21 protein-coding genes are annotated in these 19,796 nt (G+C 37.6%); 6 read left to right on the top strand and 15 right to left on the bottom strand.

Annotated features, from left to right (window positions below; genetic code table 11):
• Positions 1-16: 16 nt before the first annotated feature.
• From GQ40_RS15295 to GQ40_RS15280, 4 genes are all read right to left on the bottom strand, one after another.
• On the bottom strand, positions 17-1,201 hold the full coding sequence (locus GQ40_RS15295; protein ID WP_047550348.1) for a TolC family protein: 1,185 nt from the start codon (positions 1,199-1,201) through the stop codon (positions 17-19).
• A gap of 94 nt (positions 1,202-1,295) precedes the next feature.
• Positions 1,296-1,655 (bottom strand): hypothetical protein, encoded by a 360-nt coding sequence (locus GQ40_RS15290; protein ID WP_231565583.1) that lies wholly within the window; start codon positions 1,653-1,655, stop codon positions 1,296-1,298.
• 172 nt (positions 1,656-1,827) lie between these two features.
• Positions 1,828-2,241 carry a DUF6691 family protein gene (locus GQ40_RS15285; protein ID WP_047550342.1) on the bottom strand — a complete coding sequence of 138 codons (414 nt, stop codon included), beginning with the start codon at positions 2,239-2,241 and terminating at the stop codon, positions 1,828-1,830.
• Positions 2,242-2,244: 3 nt separating this feature from the next.
• Positions 2,245-2,802, bottom strand: a complete 558-nt coding sequence (locus tag GQ40_RS15280) for a YeeE/YedE family protein (protein WP_047550338.1) — start codon at positions 2,800-2,802, stop codon at positions 2,245-2,247.
• A gap of 105 nt (positions 2,803-2,907) precedes the next feature.
• Between GQ40_RS15280 and GQ40_RS17765 the strand changes: the two genes are divergently transcribed.
• The 6 genes from GQ40_RS17765 to GQ40_RS15255 all read left to right on the top strand — a co-directional run bounded on the left by GQ40_RS17765 (position 2,908) and on the right by GQ40_RS15255 (position 6,803).
• On the top strand, positions 2,908-3,063 hold the full coding sequence (locus GQ40_RS17765; RefSeq protein ID WP_197052684.1) for a hypothetical protein: 156 nt from the start codon (positions 2,908-2,910) through the stop codon (positions 3,061-3,063).
• Between the two features lie 164 nt (positions 3,064-3,227).
• A complete protein-coding gene (locus tag GQ40_RS15275) occupies positions 3,228-3,545 on the top strand; it encodes a hypothetical protein (RefSeq protein WP_047550335.1) in 318 nt (105 codons plus the stop codon).
• A gap of 125 nt (positions 3,546-3,670) precedes the next feature.
• Positions 3,671-4,069 (top strand): DoxX family protein, encoded by a 399-nt coding sequence (locus GQ40_RS15270; protein WP_047550332.1) that lies wholly within the window; start codon positions 3,671-3,673, stop codon positions 4,067-4,069.
• A 6-nt stretch (positions 4,070-4,075) separates the two neighbouring features.
• Positions 4,076-4,501 carry a sulfur reduction protein DsrE gene (locus GQ40_RS15265; protein ID WP_047550331.1) on the top strand — a complete coding sequence of 142 codons (426 nt, stop codon included), beginning with the start codon at positions 4,076-4,078 and terminating at the stop codon, positions 4,499-4,501.
• 2 nt (positions 4,502-4,503) lie between these two features.
• Complete coding sequence (locus GQ40_RS15260) at positions 4,504-6,162, top strand: bifunctional metallophosphatase/5'-nucleotidase (protein WP_047550328.1); 1,659 nt, start codon at positions 4,504-4,506, stop codon at positions 6,160-6,162.
• A gap of 11 nt (positions 6,163-6,173) precedes the next feature.
• A complete protein-coding gene (locus GQ40_RS15255; RefSeq protein WP_047550326.1) occupies positions 6,174-6,803 on the top strand; it encodes a TlpA family protein disulfide reductase in 630 nt (209 codons plus the stop codon).
• 65 nt (positions 6,804-6,868) lie between these two features.
• Here GQ40_RS15255 and GQ40_RS15250 read toward each other — a convergent pair whose 3' ends face one another.
• The 11 genes from GQ40_RS15250 to GQ40_RS15205 all read right to left on the bottom strand — a co-directional run bounded on the left by GQ40_RS15250 (position 6,869) and on the right by GQ40_RS15205 (position 19,788).
• Positions 6,869-8,197 carry an MBL fold metallo-hydrolase gene (locus tag GQ40_RS15250; RefSeq protein WP_047550323.1) on the bottom strand — a complete coding sequence of 443 codons (1,329 nt, stop codon included), beginning with the start codon at positions 8,195-8,197 and terminating at the stop codon, positions 6,869-6,871.
• A 181-nt stretch (positions 8,198-8,378) separates the two neighbouring features.
• Positions 8,379-9,257, bottom strand: a complete 879-nt coding sequence (locus tag GQ40_RS15245; protein ID WP_047550320.1) for a sterol desaturase family protein — start codon at positions 9,255-9,257, stop codon at positions 8,379-8,381.
• Positions 9,258-9,266: 9 nt separating this feature from the next.
• The gene (locus GQ40_RS15240) at positions 9,267-10,067 is read right to left on the bottom strand and encodes a sulfite exporter TauE/SafE family protein (RefSeq protein ID WP_047550317.1); all 801 of its coding nucleotides are present in this window, start codon (positions 10,065-10,067) and stop codon (positions 9,267-9,269) included.
• Positions 10,068-10,127: 60 nt separating this feature from the next.
• Entirely contained in the window at positions 10,128-10,694 is a 567-nt protein-coding gene (locus tag GQ40_RS15235; protein ID WP_394340207.1) for a Crp/Fnr family transcriptional regulator, read from the bottom strand.
• A 261-nt stretch (positions 10,695-10,955) separates the two neighbouring features.
• Positions 10,956-11,792 (bottom strand): DUF932 domain-containing protein, encoded by an 837-nt coding sequence (locus GQ40_RS15230; RefSeq protein WP_047552047.1) that lies wholly within the window; start codon positions 11,790-11,792, stop codon positions 10,956-10,958.
• 16 nt (positions 11,793-11,808) lie between these two features.
• The gene (locus GQ40_RS17650; RefSeq protein WP_156115600.1) at positions 11,809-11,970 is read right to left on the bottom strand and encodes a hypothetical protein; all 162 of its coding nucleotides are present in this window, start codon (positions 11,968-11,970) and stop codon (positions 11,809-11,811) included.
• Positions 11,971-12,231: 261 nt separating this feature from the next.
• A complete protein-coding gene (locus GQ40_RS15225) occupies positions 12,232-14,019 on the bottom strand; it encodes a ParB/RepB/Spo0J family partition protein (protein ID WP_047550310.1) in 1,788 nt (595 codons plus the stop codon).
• A gap of 264 nt (positions 14,020-14,283) precedes the next feature.
• Positions 14,284-16,020, bottom strand: a complete 1,737-nt coding sequence (locus GQ40_RS15220; protein ID WP_047550307.1) for an efflux RND transporter periplasmic adaptor subunit — start codon at positions 16,018-16,020, stop codon at positions 14,284-14,286.
• A 4-nt stretch (positions 16,021-16,024) separates the two neighbouring features.
• Positions 16,025-16,516: a DUF305 domain-containing protein gene (locus tag GQ40_RS15215; RefSeq protein WP_047550305.1), complete on the bottom strand. Its 492-nt coding sequence runs from the start codon at positions 16,514-16,516 to the stop codon at positions 16,025-16,027.
• A 24-nt stretch (positions 16,517-16,540) separates the two neighbouring features.
• Entirely contained in the window at positions 16,541-17,248 is a 708-nt protein-coding gene (locus tag GQ40_RS15210) for a PepSY domain-containing protein (RefSeq protein WP_047550302.1), read from the bottom strand.
• 2 nt (positions 17,249-17,250) lie between these two features.
• Entirely contained in the window at positions 17,251-19,788 is a 2,538-nt protein-coding gene (locus tag GQ40_RS15205) for a heavy metal translocating P-type ATPase (RefSeq protein ID WP_047550299.1), read from the bottom strand.
• Positions 19,789-19,796: the final 8 nt, after the last annotated feature.

The following is a 19,796-nucleotide window of genomic DNA, read 5'->3' as shown; positions in this document are numbered from 1 at the left end:
TTGTATGTTTAAAAATTTATAACTGATGTTTTAATAATTGTGCTTGAAGCAGTTGCAGTTCCTTTTCCATTTGCAGCATTTTATCTGATGCATTCCGATAAAACTGAAGCTCCACGTAATAATCCATAAACGAATACTCGCCCAACATATAAGCCTTAAAAAGCAGTTGCTCGCTATTTAAATTGCCCATAGTGGTTTGATACTCATTAAATTTTTCGAGTATCAATTCGTATCGATTATAGGTTTTTTGAAATTGTGTATAAAGCGAAGTGGTAACTACCTGCGTGTTGGACTGTTGATACTCATAATTCGCTTCGGCAGCTTTTACTTTGTTCTTGCTACTCCAAAGTGGAATTGAAACACCGCCATAAAACCCAGAATAATGACTACCGCTAACGCCTTGATAATTATAGCCAAGTGCCACGTTTGGCAGCACCTTGTTTTTTTCCAGTTTTACTTTTTGACGAGATGCAGATTCATTAGCCTTTAATTCTTGTAGTAAAGGGTCTTTCGCTAATTTTTCCTGCCAAAGATTATCTACCGTACCAACTTCGATAGGTAATGCAATACTTGACGAAATACCATCAATTGCATTGCCTCCGTTCAAGGTTTTGAGTTTGGATAACAAAATTTGGATTTCGCTTTCAATCTGTTCCACAACAAACTGCTCTTGAATCCAAGCAATTTTCGCTTTATTCAAATCTAAAATGCCTACTTGCTCGGTATCAAAAAGTTTTTGGATTTGGTCAAAAACCTGCTTGCTCTGGGTTTTTCTTTCTGCTTCAATAGTTTTTTGCTTTTGCAAGAAAGCAAGTTCCAAAAGCGTATTTTTTGCTTTCAATAAGACTTCCAGTCTTTTATTAGCATAGGCTGACGCTAACTGTTGCGATTTAGACTCGTTCCATTTGCTACGAGCAGCATATACCGTTGGGAATTCAAAAGATTGCGATAGTTGATATTCGGTATAATCTCCAGTTGTATTGTCGCCAAATGGCAAATAAAAGCCAGAAAGCTGTGGGTCAGGCAAATTATTGTTGCTCCTGTTTTCGAGTTGCTGACTTTCAATGAAAGATTGATAGCCTTTTAACTCTGTATTGTTCTGTTCTATTTCGTTAAGCAGTTCCCCAATATTTTTATCCTGTGAGAAACCATTAACATAGAACAGGCATCCGCAAATCGCGGACACGATGTATTTGTTCATTGTTTGAAATTTTAGGTTTAATCTTACCTGTCGGCTGACAGGTCTGCATTTATAAAAGGGAATAATACCATAGCGATACCATTCTCCTAAATGATTAACCTAAAGATGGTGGGCCTCGTGAGTCGAGGGAAGAGAGGTAGGGATTAAAATATGTATTGGGTGGATGATAGACAGGCGGTTTACTATTTTGCCTATAGTCAATCAAAAAGATTTTTTGAGTTTCAAAAGAACTTTTTACTATATCCTTATCAACATTGGTCTGCTGCTCAACTGTATTCCTTTTAAGTACAACAATATCGCTGGATACCGTTGAGTGGACGTGCATTTCCATAAAGAACCCAAAAAATCCGTATGGGGATTCTTCCTTTTCGTGCGAACTGTCATCGTGATGATGGTGTTCGTCAGTATGCGCAATATCTGAAAGGGAATGCGTTTCCTCGTGCTGATGGTGCAAATGCGGAAAAACCTGATGCAGCATCATAAGGCTAAACAAGCCTAAAAAGAAAAATGCCGCTATTTTATTTGGTTTTTGCATCAAATACAAAACTAATGAAAATTAATTTTACTTTTCAGTTTCGCAAATAGAAAGAAAACATTTAAATAAAAAAATCAAAAAGTTTATTTTATTAATGTGGCAACCTGTCCTTAACCAAACCATATAAAAAAGTTCCAACGACTGCCCCAAAAATCACTATTAAAATAGAGATATAGCCTGCCCCTGCAAGAACATACATAGGTCCTGGGCAAGCACCTGCAAGTGCCCATCCCAATCCAAAGATTATTCCACCAATAAGATAACGAGCAACGCTTTTATTCTTTGGCTGCAAACTCATTTCGCTTCCATCCAAAGGTTTGATGTTTTTTCTTTTGATGACTTGAATACCAATAATACCAAGAACCAAGGCGGAACCTATAATACCGTACATATGAAAGCTGCCAAACTGGAACATTTCATAAATGCGAAACCACGATGCAGCTTCAGATTTAAACATAATTATTCCGAAGAAAGTACCAATAACTAAGTAAGTGATATAACGCATAATTTAAAAGATAATAGGGTATAATAAATGAATCATAACAAGTCCACCAATGAAGAAGCCTATGACGGCTATCAACGATGGTAATTGTAAATTACTCAATCCAGAAATGGCGTGACCAGATGTACAACCACCGGCATATCTTGCGCCAAATCCCACAAGTATTCCACCAATTAGCAAAATGGCAATGTTTAATGGGTTAGCAAGATTTTCGGCAGCAAAGATTTCAGTTGGAAGGTATGCTTGGCCAGCACTCTTGATGTTGTAATCATCAGATAGTTGTTGTGCGATTTCGGGATTAATGTTTACTGTACTATTGCTCAAAAAGGTGGATGCAATAAAACCGCCAATAATTGCACCCAGTACAACCATCAAGTTCCATCGTTCGGCCTTCCAATCAAATTTAAAAAAATCAGATGCTTTTCCAGCGCCCACAGCAGCACAAGCTGTCCGAAGGTTTGACGACATTCCAAATTGCTTACCAACGAGCAATAAAACGAACATCACAAGGGCAATAAGTGGTCCCGCCACATACCACGGCCACGGTTCATATATCAAATCCATATTATATAATTTATGCAAAGATGCTGATTTCAATATAGCCAAACGGTAACAATAGTTACATTAATCTGAATTGATTTTTATTATCTTTAAATAAAATTGAAGATTATGACACGTAATAAAAAATTAAACTTGATTTCTATACTACTCGCTTTAACTGCCGTTGCAATGATTGTTGTTGGCATTGTTATGAAAATACCAGCGCCGGCAATAACGGGTGTTGGATTTTTGTTAATAGTTTGGGCATTTCAAGTACTAAAGTGATAAAACCTGAGGCTAACGTATTTGTTTTTTACGTATATCCTACCTGTTTTAAATTATATTAAGTTAGGTAACAAAGGTTACACATAGAACAAACCCTTTCTCTTATTTTTGTATCACTTGTGAAATCTAAAACTTATATAGCGTTATTTCTTACATTCATCTTTATGGCGAAGTTTATCGTCATCGATGCAAATGGGTTGAACGCTTTGTTCAGCGGAAATGACATATCTTTTGTAAAACCTAATTGTAAAAAGAAAAACTCCCCAAAACAGACAAATAAAACAATCGAATTTTCGCAAGTTGACCTTAGCACTTCACAAGTTGTTATGCTAAATGGTATTTGTACCTCGCAGTTTCAATTTGAATTTTTCTCTTGGGAAACAAATATTTCAAGACCTACAGCAATTTTCAACGAACATTTTTCTTCAGTACTAAGTTATCGCTATTTAGATAACGATTCTCCGCCACCACGTTTGGTGTAATCACTTTTTTATAAAATTTTAAAGTTGGTGCTTCCGTACTGCTCTTTCACACATCATAATTATGGTCTGTTAAACCATTATGGATAAACACCACGCAAATTCAATCATTTTTTACATCATTTATAATGACGACAAAAATTTTAATAAGCCGTCGTTCCATACAACTATTACGCATATTGGTGAGCTTCATATTTCTCGTTGCAGGTTTTAATCACTTGCTTAACATAGAGAAAACTGCCAAACGTATTGAACAAGCCAGTTTTAAGGGTATTGCCTATTTCTTTGGCGAACCTCAGTGGCTAATTATTATCTCTGGTACCGTAATGTTAACAGCAGGTTTTATATTCTTGATAGGATATAAAACCAAATGGGCGGCAATAGTTTTGATGGCGGTTTTAATACCCATCACATTAACGGTTCAAGTAGGGCAAATTACAACCCTTGGACCACTCTTTAAAAATATAGCAATTCTCGGCGGACTTCTTTTTTTTATACTGAACGACACCAGTAACCTTTTAAAATAAATTAAAATGAAAACAATTTTTTATAGTACAGTAGTAATAGTAATGACTCTTTTTACGAGTTGTAGTTCCTTAGCGCAAAACACTGTAGATACAAACAAAAATAATTATGTGGTACTCACTAAAAAGGTGCCACAATTAGAGCCAATAATTTTAACCGCGGAAGCATTAAAAGAAGAAGATGGCAGCAATTTTGGTCAATTTGAAGTTATCATTTGCGGCAGGGAAATAGGCGATATTACTGATAGTTCTAAAATGAATGACTTTATAGAGCGTGCTGAAAATGCTGGTGTCCAATTGGTAGCCTGTGGTTTTTCGCTCAATAAATTCAAGGTTGATAAAACGAAAGTACCCAAAGAAATGAAAACCGTCGAAAACGGTATTCTATACAACCTGCAACTTCAGAAAAAAGGATATAAAAGTTTAAGCCTATAATTATGAAAATATTTAAGAAAAGTTTCATTGCAGCTCTTTCGATAATTGGAATACTATTGGTTTTGTTCTCGTGCAAAACAGAAATATCGAATGGAATGGGAACAAACGATTCTGTACGAGACACCTTGAGCATTACTGTATTACAAACTGCCGATATACACGGACAGCTTGATACACATCCCGAACTTTTTTGGGAAAAAGAGAACGTACTTTTTAAAAATCGTGGCGGTTTGGCCAATATAAAGACGCTCTTTAAAATGGAACGACAAAAAAATCCCAATAGAACAATTATAGTTGATGGTGGCGACCTAATACAAGGCAGTGGTTACACTGCTCTGTCTGAAGGTAAGGTAATGCCAGAACTCATCAAAAATATGGGCTATGACGTCATCATCCCGGGTAACTGGGAAGTGGTGTACGGCAAGGACGTGATGATAGATGTGATGCAAGGATATGACACGGATGTCATTGCACAGAATATGTACCACGAAAAAAGCGAAGAACTTTTGTTTCCCGCTTATTCTGTTAAAGAAATAGAAGGTGTTCGTATTGGCTTTATGGGCATAAACGATCCTGATGTTCCCGTTAGGCAAAATCCAATTTTTAGTAAAGGGATTGCCTTTAGTGGTCTTACCAATGATTTGAAAAAGCAAGTGGATGATTTAAAGGTCAATAAAGACTTGGATGTACTTTTTTTAGTAACGCATCTTGGTGTTTTTAAACAGGCCGAACTCGCCAACAATACCATTTCAGAAAATGTAGATTACATATTAGGGAATGACACACACGAGCGCGTGCGCAAACCTATACAAGGCAAATTCGCAAAGGTTACCGAACCAGGTGCGTTTGGTTCTTTTGTTGGTAAGCTTACCTTGCATTTTGTGGATGGCATATTGGTGGATGATGATTATGAACTTATTGATGTTGACCCAAGGGTTTTTCCAGCTGATAAGGAAGTACAGGCGCTTGTTGATAAGGCAAAAGCGCCCTACGAAGAGCATTTGGAAACAGTGATTGGGTACACAAAGACACCTATTTATCGCTATCTTACTGTTGAAAACCCAATGGACAATATGATTACCGATGCCGCACGTTGGAAAACGGGTGCTGATATTTCAATATCAAACGGTTTTAGATTTGGTAATCCCATCGTTCCCGAAGACGGGAAGCCTGCACCTATTACTCGTGCAAATCTTTGGAATTTACTACCTGTAAACGAAAAAGTAAAGACAGGAAAGGCGACTGGTAAACAGATAAAAGATTGGTTAGAAAAGGAAATGCACAATGCCTTTTCCCAAAACCCGACCGAGCGATTTGGCGGTTGGTTGGTTCGGTTCTCTGGAATGAAAGTTAATTTTAATAGTCAAAACGAACGTGGAAACCGTATCTCAGCAATAACGGTCAACGGCGAGCCTATGAAAGATGACAAATTCTACACGATTTCTGCTTGTGTACGACCAGGCGACCCAATTGATAATCTTTGCAGGATGACTAATGTGAAAGATGTGGAAGTAATGGATTATACCATTCACGATGTTGTTGAGGAATATCTCAAAAAAAAATCGCCTGTTTCGCCTACTTTGGAAGGAAGAGCCTACTGTGAATATCTCGGCACCTATTCCTTTTCTACCGTACCCAAAACAAACTATAAATTTCAATAAAATTTAAAGTTATGAATATTAAGAAAGAAAATAAGAACAAAAAGAAATCGTGGATTCAATACGGAATTTTTGCCATAGTGGCCATTACACTTTACGCAACTGGTTTACATACCGAAGTTATAGGTTTTGCGCAACGCGGATTACTCGCTACAGGCTTGATGAATCCTGATGTAGAAGAAATTGCGCAGGTAAGAAACAATGAAAATAACGATGAGGCATCAATGCCAAATCTTACCAAAGCAGATTTGAACCTAAAATTGATTGACGCTGAAGGCAAAACAAGGTCATTGAGAGAATTTAAAGGTAAGGTCATATTTTTGAATTTTTGGGCAACTTGGTGTCCGCCTTGTATTGCCGAAATGCCCAGTATCGATGAATTGCACGAAGAAATGGGCGATGAAGTTGCGTTTGTAATGTTGTCCTTCGATGATGATTTTGAAAAGGCTAAAGATTTTGATAAACGCAAGGGTTATGATTTACCGATTTACGCTCCTGCGAGTAATCTTCCAGAAATGTTCCAATCATCTTCATTACCAACAACCTACATAATTGATGCGTCTGGCAATTTGGCTTTAACTCATAAAGGTATGGCCGATTATAGTGACCAAGAATTCAAGGATTTTTTGTTAGACTTAAAGTAAAAAACAATTAAAAAAAACGGCATCAATTTTAAAGTTGATGTCGTTAATCTATATGCTTTGAGGTTTTATTTGAATTCCTTTATGTCATCACTTAAATCATACACTGTTACATCATTAAGTTTTTTCTGAAGAATACTACTTCCAGCAGCACTGCGATAACCACCTGCGCAATGCACTACAATTGGCTTATCTGTAGGTATATCTTCAGCCGTATCTCGAAGTTCATTTAGAGGATGAGCTAAGGCGCTATCAAAATATTTTCCTTCTTCAACTTCACTTTTGTTACGAATGTCTATAATGGTATAATTATCAGGATTGCTCTTAAAGTCTTTCAAATCCAAGACCTCCGTAGGAACTAAATTTTTATCCGTAAGGGTTATAACCTGCTTCAATTGTTTTTCATAACCGATTTTAGCAACACGGTGCAAAAGTTTTTCTTTATCCTCTTTACTATCTATAACTAAAGTAAATTCTTCTTCTGGTTCTACAATGGCACCTAACCAAGTTTCAAATTTTGCATTATCTGAAACTGCCTGAATGTTAAAACTTCCTTCAAGGTGTCCTTTTTTAAAGATTTCCTCATCGCGTACGTCAACAATCAGGCCTTGGGCTGTAGCATTTTCCTTAAATGGGATTCTATCTATGGATGGTTGAACATTCTCTGCTCCATCTTTATTTGTATCCACATCATAACCAAAATATGAAGGTATGAATGGTTGACTATCCAAAAGTTTCTCTATGAATTCTTCTTTCGATTGTTCTTTAAAAGCCCAATTGCCCATTCGTTCGTTACCTAAAGTACTGCTGTTGTCATCGCTCATACTTTTTCCACAAAGGGAACCAGCACCGTGAGCGGGATAAACAATGGCATCATCTGGTAAACCATTGAACTTATTCTGTATGGTATCATACATCATTTCAGCCAGTTCTTCTCGTTTAGCTTGCATATTTCCTGCCTTTTCGCGTAAGTCTGGACGACCAACATCGCCTATAAATAGCGTATCGCCCGTAAAAAGTACTGTTTTATCATTTTGGGTTGCAACTACCGTTATACTATCTGGCGAGTGGCCTGGTGTATTGATTGCCGTTAGTACAACATTACCAATTTTTAAGGTGCCGCCTTCATCAAAAGCGGTGTGTGGGTATTCTGCACCGGTTTTTTCACTGTTATAAATTGTTGCACCAGTTTCTTTATGAATCTGTAAATGGGAACTTACAAAATCTGCGTGGGGATGTGTTTCAATAACTGCAACGATTTTAGCATTGTTGGCTTTTGCGAAATCGTAGTATTGCATCGGGTCACGCTCTGGGTCAATAACGGCCATTTTGCCTTCGCTTATAATCGCATAGGAATAATGCGCCAATGGTTTGTATTCAAATTGTTTTATATCCATAATTTTATGATTAAATTTTTTCGTTCATTTCAAAAATAATTGGAATCTCAACCAATAGTGGTAACCTTTGATACACAAGTTAATGTTTTAAAAAAAGATTAACATTTACCCTAAAACAAGATTACAATTAATATCAGTTACTAATGATGCCCTCAAAGTATTTTGGGTATTGTGTTTTTCCTTATTTATTCTCTTTCTGAAATGGATATATAAGTTGTTGCCAAAAAGTTTTCGGAAAACTTTCATCGCCTTGAAAACCAATTTCCAAATTACGGCCACTTTTAGGTACGTGGGCAGTACCAAATAAATAATCCCATATACTAAGTGTGAGACCAAAGTTCATCCCGTATTTAAATTGTTTGGGGAACTCTTTAGCGTGATGCCAAATGTGCATTCTTGGGTTATTAAATATATAGCCTAAATAACCATAGCTCCAGCCTAAATTGGCGTGATTGAGATGCCCAACAAAAACGGCAAACATATGAACAATAAAAAATTCTTGTATGCCAAAACCAATCATTGCCAATGGGATATACTGTATAGTTTTATATACTATAGTTTCCAAAAAATGAAACCGAAACTGTGCCGCAAAGCCCATTTCTTTAACGCTGTGGTGTACTTTATGAAATTTCCATAACCAAGATACGCGGTGCAACAACCTATGCACGTTCCATTGGACAAAATCTGCAATTAAAAACATAATCAACAATTGCGACCATTCTGGTAGCGATTGAACTTCAATAGCCACTATATTGTTTATACCAAAACTACTAAGAAAATCATCGAATAGGGCGACTCCTACATTTGATAAGGCGTTGTAACCTAAAAGAGAAAATAGGAAAAAGTTAAACAGTATATAGAAAGCATCCAGCCAAAATCCTTTTCTAAAAATAGGTTGTTTTTTTCGCCAGGGAATAATGATTTCCAAAGTGAAAACCATCAAAGAAAGCCCAATAAGCCAATAGAAATAGTTGGTCCAAGAGGGGTTTGATATTTCATAAACAAGGTAGTTCCAATAGCCAATAAAAGATTCTATTATTATGTCAATGTATTTTTCCATCCTTGTATTTTACATTGTTAGTTCTTTGTAGATAATATAAATACCCATTACAAGAACGAACCATCCAAATGCTTTCTTGAGTTTCTTTCCGTCTATAAATTTATTGAGCCATATCCCAATAAAAATGCCCACAACTGAAATTGCTGTAAAAATAAGAAGGAATGGCCAATCAATATTCAAATTCTGAACATCGCCCAAAAAACCAATGAGAGATTTAATCGCGATTATTAAAAGGGATGTCGCAACTGCTTTTTTCATTGGCAATTTTGCTAAGAGAACTAAGGCAGGTATAATTAAAAAGCCACCGCCTGCACCTACTATACCTGTAATAGTTCCCACCACCAAACCTTCTATAATTATTAAAGGATAGTTATAGGTTATTTGAGCTTCCTCGTCAATTTCTTTTCGCTTGTTTCGAATCATTGAAACAGATGCGAGCAACATAATAATGGCAAAAAAGAGCATTATGGCCAGGTTCTTCGTGACCATAAAACTGTTTACACTAAAAAGTTCTTCAGGAATAGCAGGAATTAAGAATGCCCGAGTAAGATAAACAGCTATAAAAGCTGGGACAGCAAAAATGATGGCCGTTCTATAATCCACCATCCCTTTCATCATATTTTTAATTGCGCCAATAAGAGATGTTGCTCCCACCACAAATAATGAATATGCTGTTGCAATTACTGGGTTAAGCGCAAGTGCATACACCAAGATAGGAACGGTAAGAATTGAGCCACCACCACCAATCAACCCTAATACAAGTCCTATCAAAAGAGCACCTACGTAACCTAAAATTTCTACGATTTCCATTTGTTCAGAAAATTATGGAACAAATGTACGTGTCGGTATGTTCAAAGTCTGTAACTGTTGTTACAGGACTTCAATAAAACTGCGGTGCAATTTTAACTTATTGCTATTTTCCATTTTCTTCAGCAGGCGTGAAATTACCACACGACTGGTATGCAGGTCTTGTGCAATCTCTTTGTGAGTTGAGTATATGTGTTTGCTATTTAATATTTCCATTTTATCCTGAAGATATTTTTCCAATCGCTCATCCATATTATTAAACGCAATATTGTCTATACTGTCCAACATTTCCATCATTCGGTTATGGTAACTGTTGTAAACAAAATGTCTCCAGGTTTTATAAGAACTGGACCACTCTTCCATTTTGGCAACTGGTACTTTAAGAATCTTGACATCAGTCTCTGCAATCGCGTGTATTTCACTTTTTGTGCTTCCCAAACAACAATTCATTGACATCGCACAGGTTCCTCCTTCTTCTAAATGATAAAGCAATAACTCATTTCCGTCATCATCAGGACGCATTATTTTAATACTACCTTGAATTACCAATGGTATAAAATGGATGAATTGTCCAACTCTAATTAAGTCTTGACCTTCAGAAATTTGACTAAATTCCCCAACCTCAATCATCTCGCTGATTAGGGCAGGTTCAAACTGACTAAAATATGTGGTTTTAAATAATTTCTCCAAAATATACTTTATGGTCGTGTAAATTTATTATCATCAAATTTAAATAGAAAAAAATCCATCCGATCACTTTACACACTTTTTTCTTACAGGATAAGTTTGAATGCCCTTGAAAGCCCATTTTTTAATGGTAAAATTTAGTGACACCTTAGGGAATGATAAATCAAAATCCAGTTTGAGGTACTGGACAAACCTTTATTTAATTTATGCCATAGCATAGACTTCATCAAACAGCTTTTTATCTAACCGCTCTTGTTGTCCGAAGCTTTTCTTCAAAACGTTATGAAGTACCGAGTTGAAGGCATTGTAACCCAACCATAGATTTGGTTCTTCATTGAGCAACAAGGCTTCATAGTTCAAGATTTCTATAACCTCACGAGATTTTTTCGACGGGTCGCTATTCTTATCGCTACATTCATACCGAAACAGTTTAGTTCTGTCAAGAATCGCCTTAACAAATTCCTGTGTATCGATGATTTTAAATTCCTTCATCTTGTCGAATTTCTTGGTAATGGTATAGAATTCATTGTCCAGAAATTTATCGAAAAGATTGTTCAACCTTGGCATAATCAAGTGCGTATTGTTCTTACTGTGCTTTATGGAAAACTCGATTTCAGCCTGTGAAACGTGCAGACCATTTGAGCACACTTCTCTATAAAACCCGAAGTGTCCAGAGGTCTTTTCACTTCCATCATACGAGTTTTTAAATCGAAGCATCGGTAGTATCAAATCCTTATCGTTCTTAACGGTAAACTGGCTTTTGTCGTCGATGATAAAGTCGGTAATGAACGACCTGTCATTTTTATTAATGGTGCGTTTGTAGAAGTTCAGCTGTGCATCGGTCAGCATCTCTTCAGCTTTCTTGAAGAACAGTTGGTTCGGAATGTGGCCATAGCTGTTCGATACCACATTTACGATTTTGCCATTCGAGATTATGGCATTTTCAAGCCCTCTTCGGGATTCCATCTGTGTCAGAGTTTTTAAGGATTTCATTTCGGATGATACGAAAATTTCATCCTGTTGTAAATTTTGTAAATACATAGCTTTTGAATTTAGATTAAACATTTTCTGATAACACTCGGTAATAGCTGGGATGCTTATCCCTGTAATAAGCCAAGTGACTTTCGCCACTATCAATGTCATAATTTTCACTACTCGACTGATAATGTTTTTCAGCTTCTTGTAGCGAAATTTTAGGTTTTTCAGATACTCGTTTCATAATGATATATTTTGATTAAACAATATTTGAGCAGTACCCAAACGGAAGATAAAATCTCAGCTCAAAAGGAAACGGAATAAATAAGCGATGGCGGAAGTAGTGGCTTTATGCCGTAGTCTTTTGATGGGTGTATTTTACGAGTTTACCTTTGCGCTAACTATTGATTGATAACCCCTTCCTTGTAAATACATCTTTTAAAACACTATCATAAAAAAGAAGAAGGGCCAGCACGAATGCCGACCCTTCTTCAAACAACAAAAGCTACTCGTTGAGTTCCTGAATTTGCTTTTCAAGAACTGTGATGCGCTCTTTCAAACGTGCTTCACGCTTACTTCGTTTATCGGCATATTCGTTTTCAATGCCGGCAATCTTAGATTTGTAATATCCTTGCATTGCGTTGTAGAATGAAATGTTCGTCAGATTATTGACGTGATTGCTTTCGCCAAAATGAACTTGTTTTGTAAGCATATATCGTATCAATTTGTGAAAGATTTCCTTTTTGAACTTCTTCTTAAAATTCTCTACCATTTCAACTTTGGTCATTTTTGAAGTGTCGCCCAAAAACTTTGAGAAATACTTTTGTTGGCTCATATAATCCACATTGTTCTCAAAAAGCGATATCGAGAATGCGACCATTTCGTCTGTTGAAAGTGTCTTCTTCGCATCGATGTATTTCGTCTCACGAATTATCTGCACAACTTCTTCAAACTGCTTGTTGTTCTCTATTTGCTTCTTACGGATTTCCCTTTCGTTGATTTTAACGATTTGTTCTTCGGGTGTACAATCTGCCATTTTTCTGTTGGCCAATGGTGCGGAATATTCCGTAGAATCGTTCTTTGATTTTTCAACAATCTTTACAAAGACCTCTTTATTACTGTACGTCTCAGGATGGAACAAGATGCCATTGTTAAACCCATTTTCTTTTGCTGAATTATATTTCACAAATTCTTCATCATAGTCCTGTTTTGCTTCTTCAAGTTCAGCTTTCAATTGTTCTTCAGAATAATCATAGTGTTGATATTCTATCTTAATATCCTCGATTGTTGGCTCAATCGGATTCTCGATAATTTCAACATCATCCAGCAAATAGACTTTCAAACCGTTCTTTTCCAATTGTGAAATAATCAGCTGATTGTTTTCCTCGTCTGCCCAATACTGTCGTATTTCAGGGATTAAAAGGATATTCTCTTTCTTGGACTTTCCAATCAGGTTCAAGAACGATTTACTTTTCTTAGTTTCAAAACAGGCTGCTTTTGTACAGACCATTTTACCTTCGCCAAACAGATTGCCTTGATTGGCTGCATTGAACGGACATTCTATACAAGACCCTGCTTTCGGAACTAATTTTTTGTCATTTACATCAAAAGCTGCTTTTTCCAAATCATAGGTCTGGTCTTTAATCATCCTGTTTATCTGATGTGCATTAAAATCTTCGCCCATCGTTTCCAACATCATCTGCTGTTCTTCCGGTTCAAAGAGCGCTACACCAACACCCAAGGAAATCGTCATTTCGCCATTGCGGACAAAGTGTTTGAAACCGTCAATCAATCCAGCCAGTTTAAGTCGCTGTCTGATGAAGTTATCCGTTCTTCCCAATCGCTTCGCAATTTCGGTAGGTGCATATTTCTCACTTAGGTAAGCAATTGCCTCAGCTTCTTCGGTCGGTTCGACATCCTGCCTTTGCAGGTTTTCGATGATTTGAACTTCCAGAACATCATTGTTCTCATAAGTTTTTACTATACAGGGTACAGTTTTCTTTCCTGCTAATTTACTTGCACGATATCGGCGTTCGCCCATTACGATAATGTAATGGCCATTTAGTTGCCTTACCGTGATTGGTTGCAAAACACCGTGCTTTTCGATACTCTCGGAAAGCTGCTTTAACGCATCCTCGTTAAAAGTCTTTCTCGGCTGTTCAAGGTCAGGCTTGATTTTACCCAATGGTAAGTTCTGAATTTGAAGTACGGATGTTTTCTTTCCGTTTACTTCTTTCTTGGCAGTAGATTTCGCTCTACTGCGCTTCTTTGTGGTACTCGCTTTTGTTGTCATAATACTCAAATTTTTGATTAAACAATATTTGAGCAGAAACCAAACGGAAGATAAAATCTTGGCTCAAAAGGAAACGGAATAAATGAGTAGTGGAAGAAGCGTTGGCTTTATGCCGTAGTCTTTTGATGGAAGTATTTTACGAGTTTAAATTGCGTGTATATTGTATGATAATACACTCTATATTTTATTAAAATAATTTACTGGAAAAGCAAAAAAGTTATAAAGTTTGAATTAACATATTAAGTTTTGTTTATTAATGGTCTATTACTTATTGGAATCAATCACACTACCACAGGTTAACATTGCATCACCATAGTATGGATTTCTAATTTCTTCTTCAGCACTCAACCAAACTGCACCTTTATTGTTGTTTGCCATCGGGCATTTTTGGACATAGTAATTTGTTGAGTTTTCTATGTTCATAGCAATAGGTACGATATTCTTGTTTAGAATGACAAAGTGAGCACGCTGGTTTTCCAGATTGTCGTTTGTGGCGATAGCATCCAGCATCTCAATACTTTTGGTAAGATGTTGCTTTTCCATCTTGCCTAAATCTGATGTAGAAATTTCCTTTAATTTCTTTGATGTCGCTTTCGCGAAAGTGGAAACCTGACCAGCATCGCTTGCTACAAGAGCATCTTTCATTTTAAGATATGATGGTAATGCTTTATTGAATTCAGTACTAAAGCTATTACTGAAACTCATTTCCATATCGCCCATCATAGCAGATTCATCCTGCATCGTTTGTTGATTCATCATCGATTTCTTACCCTGCAATTGCGCAGCTGCATCTACTGTAAACGTTCCATTAGTTACTATTTCATCGCCATTATTCAGTCCAGCTGATACTTGGTAATTCTCGCCAGAGCGATTGCCCAAGGTAACTTCACGCATTTCAAAAACAGGCTCATTTGGATTAGTTTTTACATATACCAATGAACGCTCGCCCGTCCACAGTACAGCACTTGCGGGAACAGAAAGGATGTTTTCCATAGTTTGGGTTGCACCTTTTACCTTTCCTGTCACAAACATTCCTGGCTTAAATAAATCCTCTCGATTTTGAAGGGTTGCACGCACCGTTACCGTTCGTGTGGAATTATTTAAAATAGGGTCAATAAAAGAAATTGTGCCTTCAAATTCCTTATTGGGATAGGCATTGGTCGTAATATTGATTTTTTGTCCAACCTTAAATTGTGCTATCTGATTTTCGTATGCATCAAATTCTGCCCAAACCGAATTAAGATTGCTCAATTTCACAATAGGCTGTCCTTGATTTACATAATCGCCCTGCGCTGACATTACTTCTGAAACAGTTCCCGAAACGGTTGCATAAATAGGGAAGTTTTCGCGAACTGTTCCACTTTCTTCTATAGAATTGATTTGTGAGTCCGAAAGTTTCCAGTTTTTTAGTTTATTGCGCACCGCTTTGTATAACGCTGGTTGCGATGCTTTCAGCGATGCAGCTGTAATTAATTCCTGCTGCGCCGCTACAAGGTCTGGTGCGTAGATCGTTGCCAATAACTGACCACGGTTTACTTGCTGACCTTCATAGTTGACATTAAGTCGCTCAATCCTTCCCTTAAAATAATTGGCTTGTACGGTATTGTTTTCTTCGTTTGCAGCTATTTTTCCCGAAAGCGATATGATCCCATCATCGCTTGTTTGTAAATTCCCCACGATAGTAGTCTGAATATTCGCTAACGCCATTGCGTTTTCGGTCATTTTAATCTCGTTTGCCGCAAGACCTTCAACACCAGCTTCCGCAGGGATTAAGTCCATCCCACATATAGGGCAATCGCCAGCTTCGGGTTGCATTATCTGTGGGTGCATCGAGCACGTCCACATTTGGTCTTCGGTTTCGCCAGAGTGGTCGTGTTGATCAGACATATCGGATATATCCTTATTTGCCATAGTATCACTTGACCCCTTTCCAAAAATGAGCCAGCCTGCGCCCAAACCTATGATTACGGCTATTGCTATATATAAAATGTTCTTATTCATAATCTTATTTTTCGTTTTCTAAACGTTCAATCATCGCCTTCATTTCGGCAATTTCTCGTCGTTGTGCCTTAATAATATCTTCTGCCAGTTTCTTAACTTCTGGGTCTTTAATGTCGGCACGTTCGCTTGTTAAAATGGCAATTGAATGGTGTGGTATCATTGCTTTCATCCAAAGTACGTCGCCTACGGTTGACTTTTGGTCACGTACCAGTCCCAAAGCACCTACAAAGAGAACGATACTTCCCAGAACTATGGCTATATTTTTCTTTTTATTTTGATACATACCTCTCATCGCCACGAACATTATGATGGACATAGTAGCTATACCTAAACAGACCATATAGAATCTTGTAAGGCTAAACCAAACGTGGTCCCATTCATAAGTATTCAAGTACATTGTGATGTACATTGCTACAAACGATGCTGCGAGCATACCTACAAATTTTCCATAGTTTCCTTTTTTCATTGCTTTGTGATTTTGTTCTTGTGAATTCATAATTATTTGTTTAATAGTTAATTTTTATTTTCTTTTTTTATTTAATTTTCGAATCGTTGGTGATGATGTGTACCAAAGTAAAAACCCACTTAAAACGGTTATTAAGCCTAAAAGTGAAAAAGCTCTAAGAACTATTGTATTAAAATTATCCCTGCCTTGATAATCCATTGTGTGGGTCATCCAAAGGAAATCGAACCAACGCCACGCTCGATGCCTTACAGTCTGGAATTTTCCGTCTGTTACCGAAACATAAGCATTAAGAGCTTCATCGGTATCATATGAAATAACATAGGCTGGCAATAGCTTTTCCCGATATTCGTGATAGTCGTCCACTTCGGTTATTTTTTTGATGTTGGCGACTTTCAAACCATCTTTCATATAGTTTTTGGCAACAGACAAGGCCTCTTCTTCCGTAATATTTTTTTTTGCTTTCCCAGTTTTTGCACTGTACAATTTTTGATTGTTTATCCAGTAATAAGGCTCGTTGTTGATGTCCCTAATTTCGATACTTCCAATGCCTTCAGGATTGTTTATTTGTGAAGGACTTATTAGATTGTCAAAAGCTTTGGGCACGTAATCTAAATTACGGAATTGGTCACCGTGAATGTCGTCTATGTTTGTCCAACTGAAATACATTCCACTAATGGTCCAAAACAGGAACTGTACCCCCAAAAAGAGCCCCAAATATCTGTGGGCCTTTCGTATTTTTAGTGCGGTTTTCCTTTTTACCATCTTTATAGTTTTAGTGAACGTAACCGCAAGGCGTTCATAATAACGGAAACTGAACTAAAGCTCATTGCCAAGGCTGCAATCATAGGCGACAATAGCAAACCGAAAAACGGAAACAACACTCCTGCAGCAATAGGTACACCTATCATATTATAAACAAATGCGAAAAAAAGATTCTGCTTAATGTTTCGCATCACCTTATGGCTTAAGTTTTTAGCTTTTACGATACCGTGTAAATCGCCTTTTACCAAGGTTATCATTGCACTTTCGATAGCTACGTCGGTGCCTGTTCCCATTGCAATACCGACATCACTTTTGGCTAGTGCTGGTGCATCATTGATGCCATCGCCTGCCATTGCAACCACTTTCCCTTCATTCTGCAATTTTTCAACTTCCTGCAACTTATTTTCGGGTAGCATACTGGCTTTAAAATCTGCAAGGTTTAGTTCTGATGCTACTGCCTGTGCGGTGTCGTGGTTATCGCCCGTAAGCATTATCACATTTATTCCATTGTCCTGCAATTCCTTTATGGCTTTTGCACTCGTTTTTTTGATTTTGTCACCGATAACCACATAGCCTGAAACCTCACCATCAATCGCCAAGTAAGAAACGGTCTTCCCTTGTTTCTGAAAGGATTGTGCTTCATCTTTCATAGCAGATGAAATAGTTGCCTTAGCATATTCCATCATCTTGTCGTTTCCTAAATCGAGCTTTTTGCCATTAATAGTTCCTTCTACACCTTTTCCTGTCACTGCGCTGAAGTTTTCGGTTTTGGATATTTCAGTTTTCTGCTCCTTTCCGTATTTCACGGTAGCTTCGGCAAGTGGATGCTCGCTGGAACTGTTTAGGGATGCAATAAAATGTAGAATCTCGCTTTCGCGAAAGCGTTCTCCAAAAACACCTATTTTCTCTACGGTTGGTTTTCCTTCCGTAATGGTTCCTGTTTTATCCACAATAAGTGTGTCCACCTTATCCATTTTTTCAAGGGCTTCCGCATTTTTAATCAGTACTCCATTCTGAGCACCTTTACCAACACCTACCATCACAGACATAGGTGTTGCTAACCCTAAGGCACAAGGACAAGCGATAATCAATACAGCAATAGCGTTTACAAGGGCATATACATACGCTGGTTCGGGTCCCCAGATTGCCCAAACGACAAAGGTTGTGACCGCAATAAGGATGACGATGGGTACAAAATATCCTGAAACAGTATCTGCCAATTTTTGAATAGGTGCACGACTGCGACTGGCATCGTTTACCATATGTATGATTTGGGAAAGTAACGTATCGCTTCCTACTTTTTCAGCTTCCATCAAGAACGACTGGTTGCCGTTTATGGTACCGCTACTTACTTTATCATCAACAGATTTGTTGACTGGAATAGGCTCGCCCGAAATCATTGATTCATCTACGGTAGTCTCGCCTTCAGTAATCTTACCATCCACGGGAATTTTATCGCCCGGTTTCACGCGTAGGGTATCTCCTTTCTCTATCTGGTCAATAGAAACTTCTTCTTCATTTCCATCTACTACCTTAATTGCTTTATTGGGTGCGAGTTTTAAGAGTTCCTTGACCGCAGAATTGGTCTTGCTATGCGCACGGGCCTCAAGTACCTGGCCGAGTAGCACCAGCGTTAGAATAACGGTGGTCGCCTCAAAATACACAAATACAGTTCCTGATTCGGTTAAAAAGTCTTGTGGGAACATTTGCGGGAACAGCATACCGAAAACACTAAAAACCCAAGCCACTCCAGTACCTATCCCGATGAGCGTAAACATATTTAGGTTCCAGGTGACAATACTGCGATACGCACGTTCAAAGAACATCCACGTGGCATAAAAAACCACCGGAAGGGAAAGCGCAAATTGAATCCAGTTCCAGTATTTTATTTCGAGAATATTTTCCAGCGGATTATTTGACAGCATTTCTGACATTGCTATAAAGAATATAGGCAGTGTAAAAGTGACTGCAATCCAGAACTTTTTAAGCACTTTTTTATAGGTCTTTTCTTCTGCTGAACTATCTGCTTCCATTGGGACTAAGTCCATTCCGCAGATCGGACAGGCCCCAGCTTCATCTTTTACAATTTCTGGGTGCATAGGACACGTCCATTGTTCAGAAGTTTTTGCAGATAAATTTTGCTCTTCAACTAAATCCATTCCGCAGACAGGACAGTCTCCAGTTTTTTCATATGTTTTGTCTCCCTCACAATGCATCGGACAGTAAAAAGTGCCAGTTCCTTTACCTTTAGGTTTTTCATTTTTTGCTTTCGTACTTCGACTACGCTCAGCATCAACTCCGGCGGTATCGTTTTGATGATGTCGCTCTCCAGATTTGTGGATAGAATAAGTACCACCTTCTTTTTTAAGGGCATCTTGGAATTTCTCAATAGGAATATGTGATTCCATTTCAATGGTAGCTTCAGCTTTTGCTAAATTCACAGTAGCCTTTGAGACACCTTTCACTTTGGAAAGTGTTCCTTCTACGTGATTTCGACAACCATTGCAGGTCATTCCGTGTATTTTATAGGTGTGTTTCATAGTATCTG

The organism is Psychroserpens sp. Hel_I_66 (genome assembly GCF_000799465.1).
In the GTDB taxonomy this organism is placed as follows: Bacteria; Bacteroidota; Bacteroidia; order Flavobacteriales; family Flavobacteriaceae; genus Psychroserpens.
Note: the sequence above shows the minus strand (reverse complement) of the source record. Positions and strands in the feature narration are given on the sequence as shown.

Bases quoted from the DNA above. Each gene is read 5' to 3' on its own strand.
- GQ40_RS15295 (WP_047550348.1), bottom strand. From the start codon at position 1,201: ATGAACAAATACATCGTGTCCGCGATTTGCGGATGCCTGTTCTATGTT.
- GQ40_RS15255 (WP_047550326.1), top strand. From the start codon at position 6,174: ATGAATATTAAGAAAGAAAATAAGAACAAAAAGAAATCGTGGATTCAA.
- GQ40_RS15210 (WP_047550302.1), bottom strand. From the start codon at position 17,248: ATGGTAAAAAGGAAAACCGCACTAAAAATACGAAAGGCCCACAGATAT.
- GQ40_RS15205 (WP_047550299.1), bottom strand. From the start codon at position 19,788: ATGAAACACACCTATAAAATACACGGAATGACCTGCAATGGTTGTCGA.
- GQ40_RS15220 (WP_047550307.1), bottom strand. From the start codon at position 16,020: ATGAATAAGAACATTTTATATATAGCAATAGCCGTAATCATAGGTTTG.
- GQ40_RS15230 (WP_047552047.1), bottom strand. From the start codon at position 11,792: ATGTATTTACAAAATTTACAACAGGATGAAATTTTCGTATCATCCGAA.
- GQ40_RS15215 (WP_047550305.1), bottom strand. From the start codon at position 16,516: ATGAATTCACAAGAACAAAATCACAAAGCAATGAAAAAAGGAAACTAT.
- GQ40_RS15275 (WP_047550335.1), top strand. From the start codon at position 3,228: ATGGCGAAGTTTATCGTCATCGATGCAAATGGGTTGAACGCTTTGTTC.
- GQ40_RS15235 (WP_394340207.1), bottom strand. From the start codon at position 10,694: ATGATTGAGGTTGGGGAATTTAGTCAAATTTCTGAAGGTCAAGACTTA.
- GQ40_RS15240 (WP_047550317.1), bottom strand. From the start codon at position 10,067: ATGGAAATCGTAGAAATTTTAGGTTACGTAGGTGCTCTTTTGATAGGA.
- GQ40_RS15285 (WP_047550342.1), bottom strand. From the start codon at position 2,241: ATGCGTTATATCACTTACTTAGTTATTGGTACTTTCTTCGGAATAATT.
- GQ40_RS15265 (WP_047550331.1), top strand. From the start codon at position 4,076: ATGAAAACAATTTTTTATAGTACAGTAGTAATAGTAATGACTCTTTTT.
- GQ40_RS15245 (WP_047550320.1), bottom strand. From the start codon at position 9,257: ATGGAAAAATACATTGACATAATAATAGAATCTTTTATTGGCTATTGG.
- GQ40_RS15225 (WP_047550310.1), bottom strand. From the start codon at position 14,019: ATGACAACAAAAGCGAGTACCACAAAGAAGCGCAGTAGAGCGAAATCT.
- GQ40_RS15270 (WP_047550332.1), top strand. From the start codon at position 3,671: ATGACGACAAAAATTTTAATAAGCCGTCGTTCCATACAACTATTACGC.
- GQ40_RS17650 (WP_156115600.1), bottom strand. From the start codon at position 11,970: ATGAAACGAGTATCTGAAAAACCTAAAATTTCGCTACAAGAAGCTGAA.
- GQ40_RS15280 (WP_047550338.1), bottom strand. From the start codon at position 2,802: ATGGATTTGATATATGAACCGTGGCCGTGGTATGTGGCGGGACCACTT.
- GQ40_RS17765 (WP_197052684.1), top strand. From the start codon at position 2,908: ATGACACGTAATAAAAAATTAAACTTGATTTCTATACTACTCGCTTTA.
- GQ40_RS15260 (WP_047550328.1), top strand. From the start codon at position 4,504: ATGAAAATATTTAAGAAAAGTTTCATTGCAGCTCTTTCGATAATTGGA.
- GQ40_RS15250 (WP_047550323.1), bottom strand. From the start codon at position 8,197: ATGGATATAAAACAATTTGAATACAAACCATTGGCGCATTATTCCTAT.